The sequence below is a fragment of the Arthrobacter sp. THG-b23 genome (genome assembly GCF_059091265.1).
In genome coordinates, this window is the sequence record NZ_JBNHGM010000003.1 from 279705 (window position 1) to 295693 (window position 15989).

Annotated in this window: 17 protein-coding genes; 8 read left to right on the forward strand and 9 right to left on the reverse strand. The window is 68.6% G+C overall.

Annotation, left to right across the window (positions count from 1 at the left end; translation table 11 throughout):
- Window positions 1-5: 5 nt before the first annotated feature.
- The 6 genes from AC5RVD_RS08110 to AC5RVD_RS08135 all read right to left on the reverse strand — a co-directional run bounded on the left by AC5RVD_RS08110 (window position 6) and on the right by AC5RVD_RS08135 (window position 4578).
- Complete coding sequence (locus AC5RVD_RS08110; protein ID WP_494111646.1) at window positions 6-566, reverse strand: Dps family protein; 561 nt, start codon at window positions 564-566, stop codon at window positions 6-8.
- Window positions 567-691: 125 nt separating this feature from the next.
- Window positions 692-1495 carry a TspO-related membrane protein gene (locus tag AC5RVD_RS08115; RefSeq protein WP_494126630.1) on the reverse strand — a complete coding sequence of 268 codons (804 nt, stop codon included), beginning with the start codon at window positions 1493-1495 and terminating at the stop codon, window positions 692-694.
- Between the two features lie 68 nt (window positions 1496-1563).
- Window positions 1564-2349: an anti-sigma factor gene (locus AC5RVD_RS08120; RefSeq protein WP_494126631.1), complete on the reverse strand. Its 786-nt coding sequence runs from the start codon at window positions 2347-2349 to the stop codon at window positions 1564-1566.
- Window positions 2336-2908 carry an RNA polymerase sigma factor gene (locus AC5RVD_RS08125; RefSeq protein WP_494126632.1) on the reverse strand — a complete coding sequence of 191 codons (573 nt, stop codon included), beginning with the start codon at window positions 2906-2908 and terminating at the stop codon, window positions 2336-2338. Before AC5RVD_RS08125 ends, AC5RVD_RS08120 begins: the two co-directional genes overlap by 14 nt.
- Window positions 2909-2972: 64 nt before the next feature.
- A complete protein-coding gene (locus AC5RVD_RS08130) occupies window positions 2973-3662 on the reverse strand; it encodes a class F sortase (protein ID WP_494126633.1) in 690 nt (229 codons plus the stop codon).
- Between the two features lie 94 nt (window positions 3663-3756).
- On the reverse strand, window positions 3757-4578 hold the full coding sequence (locus AC5RVD_RS08135; protein ID WP_494111641.1) for a DUF4397 domain-containing protein: 822 nt from the start codon (window positions 4576-4578) through the stop codon (window positions 3757-3759).
- A 179-nt stretch (window positions 4579-4757) separates the two neighbouring features.
- Between AC5RVD_RS08135 and AC5RVD_RS08140 the strand changes: the two genes are divergently transcribed.
- From AC5RVD_RS08140 to AC5RVD_RS08150, 3 genes are all read left to right on the forward strand, one after another.
- Window positions 4758-5273, forward strand: a complete 516-nt coding sequence (locus AC5RVD_RS08140; RefSeq protein WP_494111640.1) for a DUF6328 family protein — start codon at window positions 4758-4760, stop codon at window positions 5271-5273.
- Window positions 5274-5340: 67 nt separating this feature from the next.
- The gene (locus tag AC5RVD_RS08145; protein ID WP_494126634.1) at window positions 5341-6921 is read left to right on the forward strand and encodes an SDR family oxidoreductase; all 1581 of its coding nucleotides are present in this window, start codon (window positions 5341-5343) and stop codon (window positions 6919-6921) included.
- A gap of 10 nt (window positions 6922-6931) precedes the next feature.
- Window positions 6932-7396, forward strand: coding sequence for a hypothetical protein (locus AC5RVD_RS08150; protein ID WP_494126635.1), 465 nt, complete (start codon window positions 6932-6934; stop codon window positions 7394-7396).
- Window positions 7397-7495: 99 nt separating this feature from the next.
- On the opposite strand, the gene AC5RVD_RS08155 is transcribed toward AC5RVD_RS08150, so the two are convergent.
- Window positions 7496-8293 carry a cache domain-containing protein gene (locus AC5RVD_RS08155; protein WP_494126636.1) on the reverse strand — a complete coding sequence of 266 codons (798 nt, stop codon included), beginning with the start codon at window positions 8291-8293 and terminating at the stop codon, window positions 7496-7498.
- Complete coding sequence (locus AC5RVD_RS08160; protein ID WP_494126637.1) at window positions 8290-9075, reverse strand: GntR family transcriptional regulator; 786 nt, start codon at window positions 9073-9075, stop codon at window positions 8290-8292. The genes AC5RVD_RS08155 and AC5RVD_RS08160 overlap by 4 nt, the downstream gene beginning before the upstream one ends.
- A 183-nt stretch (window positions 9076-9258) precedes the next feature.
- On the opposite strand from AC5RVD_RS08160, the gene AC5RVD_RS08165 reads away from it, so the two are divergent.
- The 4 genes from AC5RVD_RS08165 (at window position 9259) to AC5RVD_RS08180 (ending at window position 13494) form a co-directional block, all read left to right on the forward strand.
- Entirely contained in the window at window positions 9259-10326 is a 1068-nt protein-coding gene (locus tag AC5RVD_RS08165) for an ABC transporter ATP-binding protein (protein WP_494111635.1), read from the forward strand.
- A gap of 46 nt (window positions 10327-10372) precedes the next feature.
- On the forward strand, window positions 10373-11569 hold the full coding sequence (locus tag AC5RVD_RS08170; protein ID WP_494126638.1) for an ABC transporter substrate-binding protein: 1197 nt from the start codon (window positions 10373-10375) through the stop codon (window positions 11567-11569).
- A gap of 181 nt (window positions 11570-11750) precedes the next feature.
- The gene (locus tag AC5RVD_RS08175) at window positions 11751-12680 is read left to right on the forward strand and encodes an ABC transporter permease (RefSeq protein WP_494111633.1); all 930 of its coding nucleotides are present in this window, start codon (window positions 11751-11753) and stop codon (window positions 12678-12680) included.
- Window positions 12681-12690: 10 nt separating this feature from the next.
- On the forward strand, window positions 12691-13494 hold the full coding sequence (locus tag AC5RVD_RS08180) for an ABC transporter permease (protein ID WP_494111632.1): 804 nt from the start codon (window positions 12691-12693) through the stop codon (window positions 13492-13494).
- Window positions 13495-13546: 52 nt separating this feature from the next.
- Here the strand turns inward: AC5RVD_RS08180 and AC5RVD_RS08185 are convergent, their stop codons facing one another.
- Window positions 13547-14614, reverse strand: coding sequence for an enoyl-CoA hydratase/isomerase family protein (locus AC5RVD_RS08185; RefSeq protein ID WP_494126639.1), 1068 nt, complete (start codon window positions 14612-14614; stop codon window positions 13547-13549).
- Between the two features lie 190 nt (window positions 14615-14804).
- On the opposite strand from AC5RVD_RS08185, the gene AC5RVD_RS08190 reads away from it, so the two are divergent.
- Window positions 14805-15944 (forward strand): copper resistance D family protein, encoded by a 1140-nt coding sequence (locus AC5RVD_RS08190; protein WP_494111630.1) that lies wholly within the window; start codon window positions 14805-14807, stop codon window positions 15942-15944.
- The last annotated feature ends 45 nt before the right edge of the window (window positions 15945-15989 follow it).

The window sequence follows — 15989 nt, forward strand, 5'->3', positions numbered from 1 at the left end:
CCGGGCTACTTCGTCTTCTTGGCCGCACCCTTTTCGGTCCTGGCGCCTGCGGTAGTCAGTTCACCGGCACTGTTTTCCAAGTGTGCGCGCATGAACCACTGGAAAAGCTCCAGCTCGGCGGTCTGGCCGATCAGCATGTCCTCCGTGACCGGATCGATCTCGCCGACGGTTTCGATGGCCTCGCGGTGGTCGGAAATCACGCCGTTGTACACGACGTCCAGTGCGGCCAGATGCTCGGCGGTCCCGGCACGGTGGATGTCGTAATCATCCCAGCTGCGTTCCTTGACCAGGGCGCCGGGCAAACCGTTCGGCGAGACGCCCAAGGTGGCGATGCGCTCGGCTGTCTCGTCGATCATGGCGCGGACCTTTTCGATCTGCGGGTCCAGCATTTCGTGGACGCCGATGAAGTCGCGGCCCACCACGTTCCAATGTGCGTGCTTGAGCGTCAGCTGCAGGTCATTGAGGGCGTGAAGCCGCATCTGCAAGAGGTCGGCGACCTTGACACCCTCTTCAAGTTCGAGCCCCGGTACGGTGTAGCTTGCCTTCGATCGGTTCGTTTCCGCCATGAGAAACCTCCTTGTGTAGGTGCTGCCGCTTGTCGGCGTGCTGCTATTTCCAACCTAGCCATGGCCGGCGGTTTCGTCCCGTCGGCGGCGCATCCGTCAGCCAAGGGCGAAATTCAGCACGCTTACTAATCTCCCGGGGCTCCCCTCGCGATGAACCGGATGACGACGGCGGAGACCAGCACCACCGCCGCGCAGATGCCGGCCGCAATCGCGGTGCCCTCGTCGACGAGCCCGCCATCCAGTCGTCCGACGGCGATCCACGCCAGGCCCCAGGTGGTGGCCAGTGCCGGCGCCATCCGGCCGCGGCTGTACAGGGCGGTTCCGCCGCCGATCGCCGCCGCGACGGCGAGCACGATGGAAGACAGCAACGTCACCGGCAGCCCGATGTTGTCCAGCCCGGACGCGGCGAGGACGGCCGAGGTGTTGGCGACCGTGGCCACCGTGACCCAGCCCAGGTACAGCCCGAAGGTGCCGTCGGTGATCAGGGTTTCCTGCCACGCGCCGGAAGTCGACCGGACCAGCAGCACGAGGATGCGCGCCAGCACCGCCAGCAGGACAACGATCACCGTCAGGCTGAACACCAACAAGCCCGCCTGCACTACCCAGATCCAGGCCGCGTTCAGGAGCATGGCCGCCACCGCCCAGGGCCGCAGGGCCGCGTGACGTTCCGACTGCCGCTGCGCAGGCAGCAGTTGCCACACCGCGTAGGCCAGCAGGCCCAGGTAGATGACCGACCAGATGCGGAAGGCCGCCGCGGCCGGGGCCAGCGGTGTCGAGTCCTCATTCAGCCAACCCCCTGCCGCCTCCTGGATCGGCGTTCCCATGAGCGCCCCGCTGCCCAGGAAAGCGGCAACGATGGCCACCAGGGAACTGACCAACACCAGGATCGGCACGGCCGGTCCGGTCCTCATTTCCGTTTGCTGCTGCATGGTTCCTCCGGCTGTCGACGGAATTTCAGATGCGCTGCGAAACCCTCCTGTCTTGACCGTAAGGACAGCTAGGTGTCGAGGGTGCCGCGGACAATGCTGACGCTGGAGTGCTCGGGGTTACCGTCCAGCGGTTCGTCCGAAACATCGACGATGGGGAACCGCGACAGGTCCAGCCCGTCCGGGATGGCGAACCTGCCGGTGTCCGAGTCCATCACGCCGAGGCTGATCAGGGCGGACAAATCCGGCGCTATCAGCCACACCTCCTGGTAGCCCTGTGCCTCGTTCTCACTCAGCCGGATCTCAAGTTCCCTGGTGCCGTTGGCTTCGACAACCCGCGCGGTTCCCGTGGCCGCGTATTGCTCCAGCGGCTCCAGGGCCGCCTGCGCCAGGGTGGCGGCGTCGCGGGTGACGCCCCACGAGATGCCGATGGCGGCAATGATCACCACCGCCGCCGCCGCGGCCAGCCAGGCGGGCAGGTGCCGGGAGGGCAGCCGCCGGGAGGAGGGAGGTCCGGCGGGGAGGCGCCGGGAAGCCTTGGGCTTGGCAGTCAACCCGCGCGATGACGGGGTCCGGGAGGGCCGGCGCCCCGCGGCGGCTTCTGCACGGCCCTGCAAAGGATCCGCGGCCAGTTCGGGGGAAAGCGCCAGCTCCCGGTGAATGGTTTCCCAGACCGCCGGGCCGGGTGAGTCCAAGGTCGGTTCGGGGTCGGCCCTGACCGCTTCCACCGCCCGGCGAAGCGCTTGGTACTCGTCCGCGCACTGGCTGCAGCGGCGTAGATGGTCCCTGTCGGACTGGTTGCCGACGGCGTCGTCCAGCGCCAGCAGGCTGATCAGTTCCGGATCAAGATGCTGCATGGTCGACCTCCAATCGGCTCCTCAGGTGGTGCAAACTGCGATGGATATGGCTCTTGACGGTACCAACGGGAAGGTCGAGCCGGCGGGAGATCTGCTCGTGGGTCAGATCCTCGTAGAACGCCAAGCGCATGATGGAGCCCTTGGGTTCGCCCAGCCGCTCCAACTCGTCGTCCAGCAGCAGGCGGTCTGCGAGGACTTCCGGCGACTGTGCGTCCCGGGCAAATTCGGGGTCGGGCATCACCGCCGAAACGGCCCGGAGTTTGTGCTGCTCGCGGGCGGCGGAGGAATACGCATCAGCGATGGCGCGCCGGGTGATTCCCACGATCCAGGCCGGCAACCGGCCGAGCGCGGGATCAAATCCTTCCCGGGCTCGCCAGGCCCGGATAAATACTTCCTGGGTGATATCGTCCGCCGCGGACTTGTCCCGCAGCGCCCTGGCGGCCAGCGTGTGGACGAGCGGGGCCAGGTGCCGGTAGGCATCGGCGATGGCAGACTCCTCGCCGGCCACGAAGGCTGCATCGATGTCCGTATCCCACGCTTCGAAAGGATGAGGTACCAAGCCTGCGTCCTTCCGGTTGGTGGGAGGAAACGCCACGCAAACAGGTGTTGAAGGACCGGAGAAGTCAGTCAGGAACTGCCGTGACAACCACATTGTGGCTGTAATCCTCTCGTGCGTCCAGCCATTGGCCACCGCAGGTAACCAGCTTGAGCAGCGGTTTTCCATCACGGCGAAAGATCCCCTTTCCGTCGAAATCGTCCTTGTCCATCAGCGCCACCTCGGTGACACGGTAGGTAACGGGCTCGGCTGCCTTCCGTTCCACCGTGATGAGGGTGCCCGGCTCGAGCTGCCTTAGTTCGGAGAAGGGAGCCAAGCCCGTCAAGGTGTCGACGTGCGCCGCCAGCACCGCGGTCCCCCTCCGGTCACCCGGCGCGGCACCGTAGCGGTACCAACCCGCCTGCTCAACCGACTCGGGGATTTCCATGGCGTTGTCCGTATTGACGCCGACGTCGACGACGCGCACATCGATTGACGTACCGGCCACGAGCAGCCGGCTGGGTGGTGTCTCGTCGCTGGTGGCGGTCAGTGGTGCGGCGCGCTGCACCGGGACATCCGCAGGATCCGGGATCTTGTCGACCAGCGGGACCGCGGTCGCCACGGGCCCGGGGGTTTCGGCAGTTGCCGGGGAAGCGGCCGGAACCAGCTGCCGGCCCGCTGCCGGCTGCATTGGTGCGGCACAGCCGGTAGCGGCGATCAAGACAGCGCAGCACAGCAGCCCTGCTCGGGTGCCCATCGTCGTCGTTACGGTTGCCATGATTCTTCCTCGAGGGGTGGTTGGCTGGTGCCGGAGCGATGGAAGCCGGCGGCGCCCCGGGCTGGCACCGCCGGCTTCTTCAGACCCGTCGCAGTTAGTCGGTGGTGCGAACCGCCAGCCTGCGACGGGCGACTGCGCCGGTGCCGAGGAGCAGCAGCACTGCTCCGCCGGCAACCGCAGCGATGGTGTAGTCCGGGCCGGCCTCTGCGGCCGCGCCCGACATACCGCCCGGCACGGCGCCCGGCGCGGAATGCAGTCCTTCGATGTTCTGCACCGCAAGAGCCAGATTGCCGTCATTCAGGCTGCCCCAGGCGTAGACAATCGTGTGGGTGCCCTCCGCCACCGGCACGTCGGCCGGGCCGATCACCGGTTCGGTGGTGCCCGCCGCAGCCACCGCCGCGGAGATCGTGCCCGGGTCGAGGGTGAGGGTCTGTTCGTTCGGGTTGGACAGGCCTTCGATCACCGGTGATCCGCCCGCCAGCACATCGACGGCGGGGGCGGCGGCCGTGTGGCGCACAGTCAGCTTGCCCTTGCCGGCGTCGATGGCCGAGACGTCGTTGGCGAACAGGTTGGCGGTGGGATTTCCCTCGGCGTCCAGGTTGGCCACGGCCGTGTAGTTGCCGCCGCCCTCCAGTTGGACATCCACCGGGCCGATGGCGGGGCTGTCGGCGTTCTCTGCGTCCGAGGCGGTGATGGCCAGCGAGTACGCGCCCGCCGGCAGGGCCAGCGGGCCAGCCAGGTCGCCGGGAGCGAAATCATCCAGCGTCCGCTCGCCGTTCACCCACACGTCCACGGTCAAATCCGGGACGCCGTGCAGGACCGAAAGCTGGGCTTCCTGTTCGGCCGCTTGGGCGGGACTTGCCGCGCCGAGTGCCAGAAGTCCCAGGGCTGAAACCGTAACGATGCTCTTGCGCATTTTCTTCTCCTTCAACGGCCCGGTGTATCGGGCTGATCGGTGCTTACATCCCTACTACTGTCCGGGCAGGGTATTTGGATGCACTTTCATGAAAGTTTTTTTCGGCCGTTCCCAGCGGTGGCGAGCACCGCCGTCGTCCGGGTTCCATGCAGAGCCGCCGAAGACGCTAAGTTTTTCCTATGGCTACGGAAGATCGCGTTAACGAACACTCAAAAGGCCGGACCGAGACCTTCGAGGAGAAGCTGGACCGGAACTGGAACGAACTGCTGCAGGAACTGCGGGTGATGCAGACCGGCGCGCAGATCATCACGGCGTTCCTGATGACGCTTCCGTTCCAGAGCCGCTTCAGCGATCTGGCCCCGTACCAGGTGGGTCTGTACATTGCGCTGCTGGTGCTCGCGGCGCTCATGACCGGGGTGATCCTGACGCCGGTGGCGATCCACCGCAAGCTGTTCGGGCTGCACCTCAAAGACGCGACCGTGGCGCACGGGCACCGGATCGTGAAGGTCGCGGTGCTGGGCATCGGGCTGCTGGCCACCGGCTGCGTGGCGTTCATCGTGGACGTGATCGCCGGGGACGTCCCTGCCCTGGCGGTGGGCGGCAGCGTCCTGGTGGCGATGTTCTTCCTGCTGTGGATCCTGCCGTACCTGCTGCAGCGCGGGCTGCGCGGTTCAGAGGCGCGCTCCAGCGACTGACGTGTTGCGGCGCTTTCCGGGCCATTGACCCCGTGACAGGGTCCGGCGCGAGTGGAAGCATGGCGACATGACCACTGAACCGGAACCGACGCCGCAACTGGTGCTGGTCACCGGTGCCACCGGCTACATTGGCGGGCGGCTGGTTCCGCGGCTGCTGGCCCGCGGCTACGCCGTCCGCGTCATCGTCCGCTCACCGGGCAAGCTCGCGGCGGTTCCGTGGCACGACGACGTGGACATCGTTGCCGGCGACCTCGCCGACGCCGACGATGCCAAGCGGGCCTGCGCCGGCGTGCAGACCGTGTTCTACCTGGTGCACTCCATGGCCTCGGGAACCGACTTCGAAGGACGCGAACTGGCGATAGCCCGCACGGTAACCGCCGCCGCCGCGGCGGCCGGGGCGCAACGGATCGTCTATCTGGGCGGGCTGCATCCGGAGAACGTCGAGCTCTCCCGCCACATGCGCTCGCGGGCCGCCGTGGGCCGGGCGCTGCTGGAAGGCGAGGTGCCGGCGGCGGTCTTCCAGGCCGGCGTCGTGATCGGCTCCGGTTCCGCCTCCTTCGAGATGATCCGGCATCTGGCGGAGAACCTGCCGGTGATGCCGGCGCCCAGCTGGGTGGAGCGCATCGTGGAGCCGATAGCCATCAGCGACGTGCTGTACTACCTGGAACGGGCGCCGGAACTGCCGGCCGGCCTGAACCGCACGTTCGACGTCGGCTCCCGGGAACGGATCACCTACGCGGGACTGATGTACGGGTACGCGCGCGAAGCCGGACTGGCGCGGCGGCTGATCTATGCCCTGCCGATTCCGGCTCCCGCGCTGGCCGGCTGGTGGGTGGCGTTGACGACCCCGATCCCGCACGCCATGGCCGTGCCGCTGGTGCAGTCCCTGCAGCACGACGCCGTCTCCGCCGAGCACGACATCGACCGCTACATCCCGCCGCCCGAGGGCGGGCTGACCGGGTACCGCCGGGCGGTGCAGCTGGCGCTGGGCAAGATGGCCAGCGGCGAGGTGGAGACCAGCTGGACCAACGCCTCCAACAGCCCGCCGTCGGACCCGCTGCCCAGCGACCCCGAGTGGGCCGGCCGGACGGTCTTCGTGGACGCGCGGGAGCGCGGGTCCACCGTGCCGGCCGAGGACGTGTGGCGGGTGATCCAGGGGATCGGCGGGGACAGCGGCTGGTACTCGTGGCCCGCGGCCTGGGCCATCCGGGGCGTGCTGGACAAACTGGTGGGCGGCGCCGGGCTCAACCGCGGCCGGCGGCATGCCGACCGGCTCAGCGTGGGCGACGCGGTGGACTGGTGGCGGGTGGAGGCGATCGAGGACGCACCGGAGCGCCGGCTGCTGCGGCTGCACGCGGAGATGAAGGTGCCGGGCCAGGCCTGGCTGGAGCTGTCGGTGGTTCCCGAGGACGGCGGCAGCGTGTACCGGCAGCGTGCCATCTACTTCCCTACCGGGCTTTCCGGCAAGCTCTACTGGTGGCTGGTGCTCCCCTTCCACGGACTGATCTTCCCCTCGATGGCCCGCAACATAACTCGCCGGGCCGCCGGGCTACGGACGGCCGGGGACGCGATGGCCGGGCACGGGGCTGCCGGTGACGCGGCCGCCGGGCGCGGGGCGGCCGGTGACGCGATGGCCGGCAAGGGCTAGAGTGCCCAGCATGACGGAGCGACCGGACGACGGGCCCGCGGAGAAGTACCGACGCCCCCAAGGCCTCGACGACGCCACCCTCGAGGCCCTCGGCAAAATCTCCGAGGCCCTGGAAGCGGTGGAACACGCCCGCGGCCTGCTGTACGGCTTTCACCGGCTCACCGGCACGGCCGACCTGGCGCTGGGCGAGGCCGTGGAGCTGCTGCGCAAGGCAGGACACCATCAACTGGCCGAGCGGGTCGACCGGGAGATCGTGGGCCGCAACGTCATCGAGGGGCATTGGACGTTCCAGATCATCGACGAGTACGACGAGATCTACTACGGCCCCTTCAAGGAACTGGAACGGCAGGCACGCGAGGCGCTGGCCGGCGGCCGCAAGCACCTGTTTGAGGCCGGGATGAAAGAGGACCGGCGCACCCACGGGCTGCGGAACCACGAGGCAAACGCCCCCGGCCAGCGGGACGCCGGGACCTGATCCCGGCGGGCGCGGTCTCGTCGCCTCATCCAGCCAGGCACGACCCCGGCCCTGCCTTCCCGGGAAGGTTTGAGCTGGGACGGTCGGTGCGGCTTCGGGCTAAGCCTGCGGGTAGACAACCGCCAGCGGCAGCCGGCCGCAGGCCAGCACGGCGAGCTCCCGGCCGGCGTACCGGTCGCCGCGGGGCAGCACGGTCCGGGGCCGGGCCGGGCTTCCCGGCTCGCCGCCATCCCCTTCCCCCGGACCGCACGCTGCCACGGCACCCGGCGCCAGCAGCGTGCCGGCGGCCAACTGGGCGTCGGCGGAGACCACCACCCGGCCGGCGCGGTTGACCAGGGCCGCGGCCGGATGCAGTCTCTTCAGCGCCGGCAGCAGCAGCGGTTCCAGCGATTCGACAAAGACGTCGGCCCCCGCAACGCCGACGCGCCGCTCCCCCGCTGCGACCGGGACCGTCATGGTCATGGTGTACTCGTCGGTGCAGAGGAAGTCCACGTAGGGTCCGGTGACATGCGGCAGGCCGGTCTCCATCGGCCTGGTGAACCACTCACGCCGCATGTAGGCGTCGGACGCCGATGCCAGGGCGGGCAAGACCAGCCGCTCCATGCTTTCGCCCTGCCACCACGCCATGTGCCAGGAAGCGTCGGCCACGGCGTGGGCGGCGGCCACAAAGCCCGCGCCCACCACGGGCCATTCCGCCCTGCCCACCAGCTCAGCGGCCAGCGGCTGCATGGTCGTGGTCACCTGCTTACCGCCCGGCGGCCTCGCCGGGTCCCCAAACAGCCCGGCCAGGGCCGGTACCCAGGCGTCCACTTCCGCCAGGATGTCTTCGAAGAATCCGGTGACCTCGGCGAGCGGATCCGCGGCACGTGCCGATGCCGGTTCGGTCATGGAGCTCATCCCGTCCTCCTTTGGGCGGTAGCGGGCGTCGGGCCGGCGGGCCGGTCGGTCAGCCGGGCATGTTCATCGATCAGCGCCGCCAATCCGGCCTGGATCTGCGCGGTCACCGTTTCGCGCGCGGTCGCGGCATCGGCTGCGGCAACCGCGTCGGCAATGTGGTCGCACAACTGCACCATCTTCGCGTCGAACTCTGCATCCTCGTGCAGCAGCGACATCAACGGACCAAAGTCCTTGTAGAGCCGGACGAACTCACGCGTCAGCCGCGCCGACTGGCTCAACGCTGCCAACTCCAGCAGGAAATCACCGACGACGGCCCCGCCGGTGCCTGACGGACGGGAGCCATGCAGGATCCGGCGCAGCATTTCGACGTCGTCGGGGTCCGCAAAATCCGCCGCCAGTTCGGCGGCGGTCGCGGCAATGGCACGGTAATGGATGGCCAGGTCGCGCAGCTCCACCCGGCTCATCAGGCCCAAGCGGTCACGGACCAGTTCCGCACGCCGTCCGGTGGGAACGGTGACGAAGGTACCCCCTTCGCGGCCCCGCCGGGTGGCCACCAGCCCGCGGGAACGCAGGCCCACCAACGCTTCCCGGGCCGTCACGGTAGCCACCCCCATCGAGGAAGCCAGCTCGGCCTCGCTGGGCAGCCGGTCGCCGTCGGCCAGCACACCCGCGGTAATCCCTTCCAGAAGCCGGTCCTCCACGCGCTGCGCCTTGCCGCTCTCACCCAGCGGGGCGAAGACCGCGGCGAGCAGGCGCTGGCGTGGCGGGGAATCCGTGGGCATGCGTCGATCCTTCCAGACGGACCGCCCGCAGGACGGCAGGACGCGGCGGAGGGCCGGCCGCCGAAAACAGCCCGTAACAAAAATGTACACGATGTGACCCGCTTTACATTTAACCTCTGGTTTCATAGGTTAACGCAAGACGATGTAGTCCACGCCACATCAGCCTCTTGAAAGGACCCAGCCGTGCACGCCACAGCCACCTCCGCATCCACTGCCCCGGACAGCACGGCGGCCACCGCTACGCCTGCCATCTCCCTGCAGCAGGTCGTGAAGACCTTCGGCGACTTCACCGCCGTCAAAGGCCTGGACCTGGACATCCGCCAGGGCGAGTTCTTCTCGCTGCTCGGCCCGTCCGGCTCCGGCAAGACCACCGTGCTGCGGATGATCGCCGGTTTCGAGCTGCCCAGCTCCGGCCGCATCGACCTGGCCGGCCGCGACGTCACGTCCAAGGCGCCGTTCGAACGCGACGTCAACACCGTTTTCCAGGACTACGCCCTCTTCCCGCACCTCAGCGTGGCGCAGAACGTGGAGTACGGGCTCAAGCTGCGCAAGACGCCGCGGACCGAGCGCCGCAAGCTGGTGAACGAGGCGCTGGAGATGATCCGCCTGCCCCAGGTGGCCGACCGGCTGCCCTCCCAGCTCTCCGGCGGCCAGCGCCAGCGCGTTGCCCTGGCCCGGGCGCTGGTCCTGCGCCCGCAGGTGCTGCTTTTGGACGAACCCCTCGGCGCACTGGACAAGCAGCTGCGCGAACAGATGCAGGTGGAACTGAAGCAGATCCAGCGCACCGTGGGAATCACCTTCGTCTTCGTCACCCACGACCAGGAAGAAGCGCTCACGCTCTCGGACCGTGTCGCCGTGTTCAACGAAGGAGTGGTGGAGCAGGTGGGCACGCCGGAGGATCTGTACGAACGCCCCGGCAGCCGGTTCGTTGCGTCCTTCCTCGGCAACACCAACTTGGTGGAGGGCGCACTGGCCCAACAGCTCACCGGTTCCGAGGCGCTGCTGAGCATTCGGCCGGAGCGAATCCACATCCGCCCCGCGGACGAGCCCGCGGCAGCCGATGGCCTCTCCACCGTGGAAGCGGTGATCGAGGAGGTCATCTACACCGGTCCCGCCACCCGCTTCGTGGCGCGCACCGCCGTCGGGCAGACCCTGATTGTCCAGGAGCCGAACGATTCCCGTGCCTCCGGCGCCCGGCGCGGCGACCGGGTCCGGCTGCAGTGGTCCTCGCGCTTCAACTACACCGTCTAGTCCCGCACCAACTACATCACTACGCACCCTGAAGGAAAGGCACCCCATGAAGATCACCAAGGCACTGCCGCTGGCGGCACTCGCCTCGCTCTCGCTGGTCCTGGCCGGCTGCGGCGGCTCCGCTCCCGCTTCGTCCGCCGGCGGCATCCAGGTTCCGGACTTACCGGCGGCCACCGAGGTGGGCGAGTCCGAGGGCGAGGTCAACATCATTGCCTGGGCCGGCTTCGTCGAGGACGGCTCCACCAATCCCGACGCCGACTGGGTCACCGAGTTTGAAAAAGAGACCCAGTGCAAGGTCAACCGCAAGGTCGGCGCCACCAGCGACGAGATGGTCCAGCTGATGCGCACCGGCGAGTACGACCTGGTCTCGGCCTCCGGCGACGCCTCGCTGCGCCTGATTGCCGGCGGCGACGTGGCCCCGATCAACACCGACCTGATCCCGAACTTCGGCCACATCGTGGACGGCCTGAAGGGCCAGATCTACGACACGCTCAACGGCAAGACCTACGGCGTTCCCATCGGCCGCGGCGCCAACGTCCTGATGTACAACACCGAGGCGGTGTCCGAAGCACCGGACTCGTGGGAAGCCACCTGGGACCCGAACAGCGAATACGCCGGCGAGATCATGGCCTACGATTCGCCGATCTTCATTGCCGACGCGGCCCTCTACCTGATGGCCACGCAGCCGGAGCTGGGGATCACCAACCCCTACGCGCTGGATAAGGAGCAGCTTGCCGCAGCGGTGGAACTGCTCAAGGCCCAGAACGACATCGCCGGCGAGTACTGGAACGATGCGCTGAAGGCCGTCTCCTCCATCTCCTCCGGGACCGCGTCCCTGGGCACCGGCTGGCAGGTCATCGTGAACATCGCCCAGGCCGACGGCGGAAAGGTCGAGTCCGTGCTGCCGAAGGAAGGCGCCACCGGCTGGTCCGACACGTGGATGCTCTCCGCGCAGTCCAAGAACCCCAACTGCGCCTACCAGTGGATGGACTGGGCCTCCTCCGCCGAGGTGAACGCCAAGATGGCCCAGAACTTCGGCATGGCCCCGGCCAACGCGCTGGCGTGCGAAGGCTCCAAGGAGAACGAGGAGCACTGCGCCACCTATCACGCCACGGACGAGGACTACTACAAGCAGGTGTGGATGTGGACCACCCCGGTGGAGCAGTGCATTGACGGCCGCACCGATGCCACCTGCACCAACTACCAGGAGTGGACCAAGGCCTGGACCGAGGTCAAGGGCTAACCCCTCCCTCCAGCACCCCTTCCACGGCAGGGGTGCGGCGCGCGGTGAGCACCGTCGTCGTACCCCTGCCGTGGAGGCACTCCCCCAGCACGACGCCGGTGCCCCGCCGGCCGTGCGCACCGCATCTTGATCAGCACCGCATCTGAAGGAGGAACGGCGGGCAAGCCCGCCGGAAACCACCATGGCAGCACCAACGATTGAACCGGAGGCCGCGGCCGGCACCGCCCCGGCGCCGGGCAGCCAGCGCGGCGGACTGGGCGACCGGATCTCCCGACTGCTGTACGGCCGCCCGAAACTGCGCTTGGCCGCACTCCTGACCCTGCCGCTCGCGTGGCTGGGCGTGCTGTACATCGGATCGCTGATCCTGTTGTTCATCACCGCGTTCTGGACCACCGACACCTTCACGTCCAAAGTGATCCCGGCGTTCACCGTGGAGAACTTCGTGGAGATCCTCACCGTGCCGGCTTACCAGCTGACCGCGTTGCGGACCATCGGCATCGCGCTGTCCGTGACCGTGCTGTGCGCCGTGCTGGCGCTGCCGCTGGGGCTCTACATGGCCAAGGTCGCCTCGCCGCGGATGCGGGCCGTGCTGGCCATCGGCATCACGCTGCCGCTGTGGGCCGGCTACCTGGTGAAGGTGTTCTCCTGGCGCATCACGTTCATGAGCGGCGGGCCGCTGGACTGGCTGCTGGCGCCGCTGGGCATGACCGGGCCGGGCTACGGCACCGCGGCACTGATCATCACCCTCGCCTACCTGTGGTTCCCGTACATGGCCGTGCCGGTGTACTCGGCCTTCCGCCAAATCCCGGACAACCTGTTCGATGCGTCCTCGGACCTGGGCGCGAAGGCGTGGTCCACCGTGCGCACCGTGGCCGTCCCGCTGTTGAAGCCGGCGTTCATTGCCGGTTCGATCTTCACCTTCTCGCTGAGCCTGGGCGACTACATCGCCGCGCAGTTCGTGGGCGGCAAGACCCAGGTGATCGGCACGGTGATCGCCTCCAACATCAACCTCAATCCGCCGCTGGCCGCCGCATTCGGCACCGTGCCCATCGTGGTGGTTGTCCTGTATCTCTTCCTGGCCCGCAAGTCCGGCGCCCTCAAGCAGCTTTAGGAACAGACCGATGAGACTTTCCTCCTCCGCCAAGTTCACGCTGCGGCTTTTCGCCGGGCTGGTGATGGCCGCGATCTACCTGCCGTTGCTGCTGGTGATCCTCAACTCGTTCAACGCCACCACCTCCGGCGCCTTCCCCATCACCGAATTCACCACCCGCTGGTGGGAGGCCGCCTTCCACAACGAAGGCGTCCGCGAGGCCCTCTGGACCTCGCTTCGCGTGGCCGCGGTGGCCACGGTGATTGCGCTGCTGCTGGGCACGATGATCGCGTTCGCGCTTTCCCGCTACGACTTCTTCGGCAAGAACACCGTCAACCTGCTGGTGGTGCTGCCCATCGCCCTGCCCGGCATCGTCACCGGCGTGGCACTGAACAACACATTTAAGACAGTCTTGGAGCCGCTCGGCATCGGCCTCGGGCTGTTCTCCGTGATCGTGGGTCACGCAACGTTCTGCATCGTCATGGTGTTCAACAATGTGCAGGCCAGGCTGGGCCGGATGAACAAGGGCCTGGAAGAGGCCGCCATGGACATGGGCGCCAACGTGGTCAAGACCTTCTTCCAGGTCACGTTCCCGGGTTTCCGCTCGGCGTTCGTGGCCGGCGGCCTCCTGGCCTTCGCGCTGAGCTTCGACGAGATTGTGGTGACCACGTTCACGGCACCGCCCGGCACGGAGACCCTGCCCATCTGGATCTTCAACAACATGGCCCGGCCCAACCAGGCACCCGTGGTGAACGTGATCGCGGCCGTGCTGATCATCGTGTCGATGATCCCGGTCTACCTGAGCCAGCGGATGACCGGAGACGACAAGAAATAGGCAACGGCAGGAACGGCGCGGGTTTCCGGTTTCCGGAGCCCGCGCCGTTCGTCTAGCTTCCCGCGGCGGGTTGTGCTTCCACGGAGGCGGCCAGTCCCAGTTCGTCCTCGCCGAGGTCCGCGAAGTAGGCCTCGACGGAGGCACGGTCCACCTCCGCAAGCGTGGCCGGGTTCCAGCGCGGATTGCGGTCCTTGTCGATCACCTGGGCGCGCACGCCCTCGGCGAAGTCCGGAGCGGCGACCAGCCGGATGCCCAGGCGGTAGTCCTGGTCGAGCACCTCCTCCAGCGTCTCCATCTTGCCCGCCCGGCGGAGGGCCTCGAGCGTAAGCTTCACGGCCGTGGGCGACTTCATGGCAATCTCCTCGGCGGCGGCCTGCGCGGCCGAGACCGGGGAGTTCCGCAGGGCGGCGAGGATCTGCTCCGCGTCGTCGTGCGCGTAGCACTCATCGATCCAGTGGCGTTCCTTTTCCAGGTCCGACGCCGGGATGTCCGTGTGGGAGAAGGCCGCCATGGCTTCGATGGCCGGGGCTTCGGCGAGCGCGGCCGCCAGGGCCGGAAGCTCCGCGCTGTCCACGAAATAGTCGGCCAGGCCCATCGCGATGGCGTCGGCTCCGGTCCCGGTGCCTGCGGTCAGCGCGAGGTGGGTGCCCAGCTCCCCCGGTGCCCTCGAGTACAGGAAGCAGCCCCCGACGTCGGGGATGAACCCGATCCGGGTCTCCGGCATGCCGATCTTGGTCCGTTCGGTTACTACCCGGTAGGAGGCGTGTGCCGACACTCCGACGCCGCCGCCGAGCACCACGCCGTCCATGAACGCCACGATCGGCTTGGAATAGCGGGAGATCAGCGAGTTCATCCGGTACTCGTCTTCCCAGAAGACCTGGTCGCCGCCGTCCTTCATGTGCCGGTAGATGGCCACGATGTCGCCGCCGGCGCACAGGCCCCGTTCCCCGGCGCCGGAGATCAGGACGGTCTCGACGGCGTCGTCCTCGGCCCACTCGCGGAGGGCCGCCGTGATCGCCGTGATCATCGAGTCGTTGAGGGCGTTGATGGCCTTGGGTCGGTTCAGGACAATATGGCCCAGGCGGCCGGTGCGCTGCAGCAGTATCTCGTTGGTATTCATCGCAGGACAGCCTACCCGGCGGCGGCCGCCGCGTCAGCGGGCCTGCGGCCGTTCGCCGGCGACGGGCCCCGCGTCAGGGGCTTAGGGGCCGTTCGTCGGGCGACAACCGGCCGGAGGTGGCAACGGCTGAAGGGCGGCCGCCGACGTGCAGCCTCTCGACGCCGGGAGGTGGGCGGCCTATCCTGCACGAATGACCCATCCCGACGCGGAACCGGGCACGCAGCCGGCATCCGGACCATCGGAACCGGGCACCCAGCCGGCATCCGGACCTCCGGAACCGCCGCTGCGCCGGCTGCCCGTCTGGGCCGTTGCGGCCTCCTGCCTGCTGCTGGGGGCCGGGCTGTTGGCCGTCGGGCTTGCCGCGGGAGGCGCGGCGGAGCCGCCCTTGCCGGGCCTGCCCTCGGCCGGAGCGGTGACCGCTTGGGGGCTGCCGGCTGCCACGCTGCTGGCCACCGTCGGCCTGGTCCTGGGCGCCGGCTTCGCCTGCGTCGCGCTGCTTGCCCTGCCCGCGGGGAGTCAGGAGCTGTCGGGTGCGGGCCGTGGGCTGGTCGTGGTGGCGGCCGCCCTGGGAGCCGCCGCCGTGCCGGCCGTGTTGTTCCGCCTCTGTTTTACCGGGAGCGAACTGCTCGGCGTTCCCGTCACCCAGCTGGACCCCGCGGAGCTGATGCGGGTGGTGCTGGAGGTCAGGCCCGGCAGGGTCCTGCTCTTTCAGGCTGTACTGACGGTCGTGGCGGCGGTGACCGCATGGTTCTCGCGCACGGCCACGGGCGCGGGACTGGCGCTGATCCTCTTGGTGGCGGCCCTCGCCATGCCGCCGCTGACGGGCCATGCCTCCAGCCACGACGAACACTTCCTGGCGGTTGCCAGCCTGGGCATCCATGTATCGGCCGCGGGCCTCTGGGCGGGCGGGTTGGCGGGCGTGGCGTATCTGGCGCTTCAGGCACCCGACGACGTCCTGCGGACCATGCGGCGCTACAGCACGCTGGCGCTGGCCTGCGCCACAGCGGTGGCTGCCAGCGGCCTGGTCAATGCCCTGCTCCAGGTGCAGGCCCCGGCCGCGCTGGTGTCCGGCTACGGGCTCCTGGTGTTGGGCAAAGCAGCGGCGTTTGCGCTGTTGATCGTGTGTGGCTGGCTGCACCGCCGCACGACGCTGCGCGGGCTGGCGGTGCACGGGCGCACTCGCGCCGGCCTCCAGACCGCGGCGGATGCCCGGCTGCCGGCCGAACCCGCACCCCTGCGGCCGTTCCTCCGGCTGGCCGCCGCCGAGCTCATGGTGATGGCGGCGGCCTATGGCCTGGCGATAGCGCTGGCGCGGACACCTCTGCCCTAGCTTGTTCCGCCGAGCGGACACTCGATGTGCGGGTGAGGGCTGGGC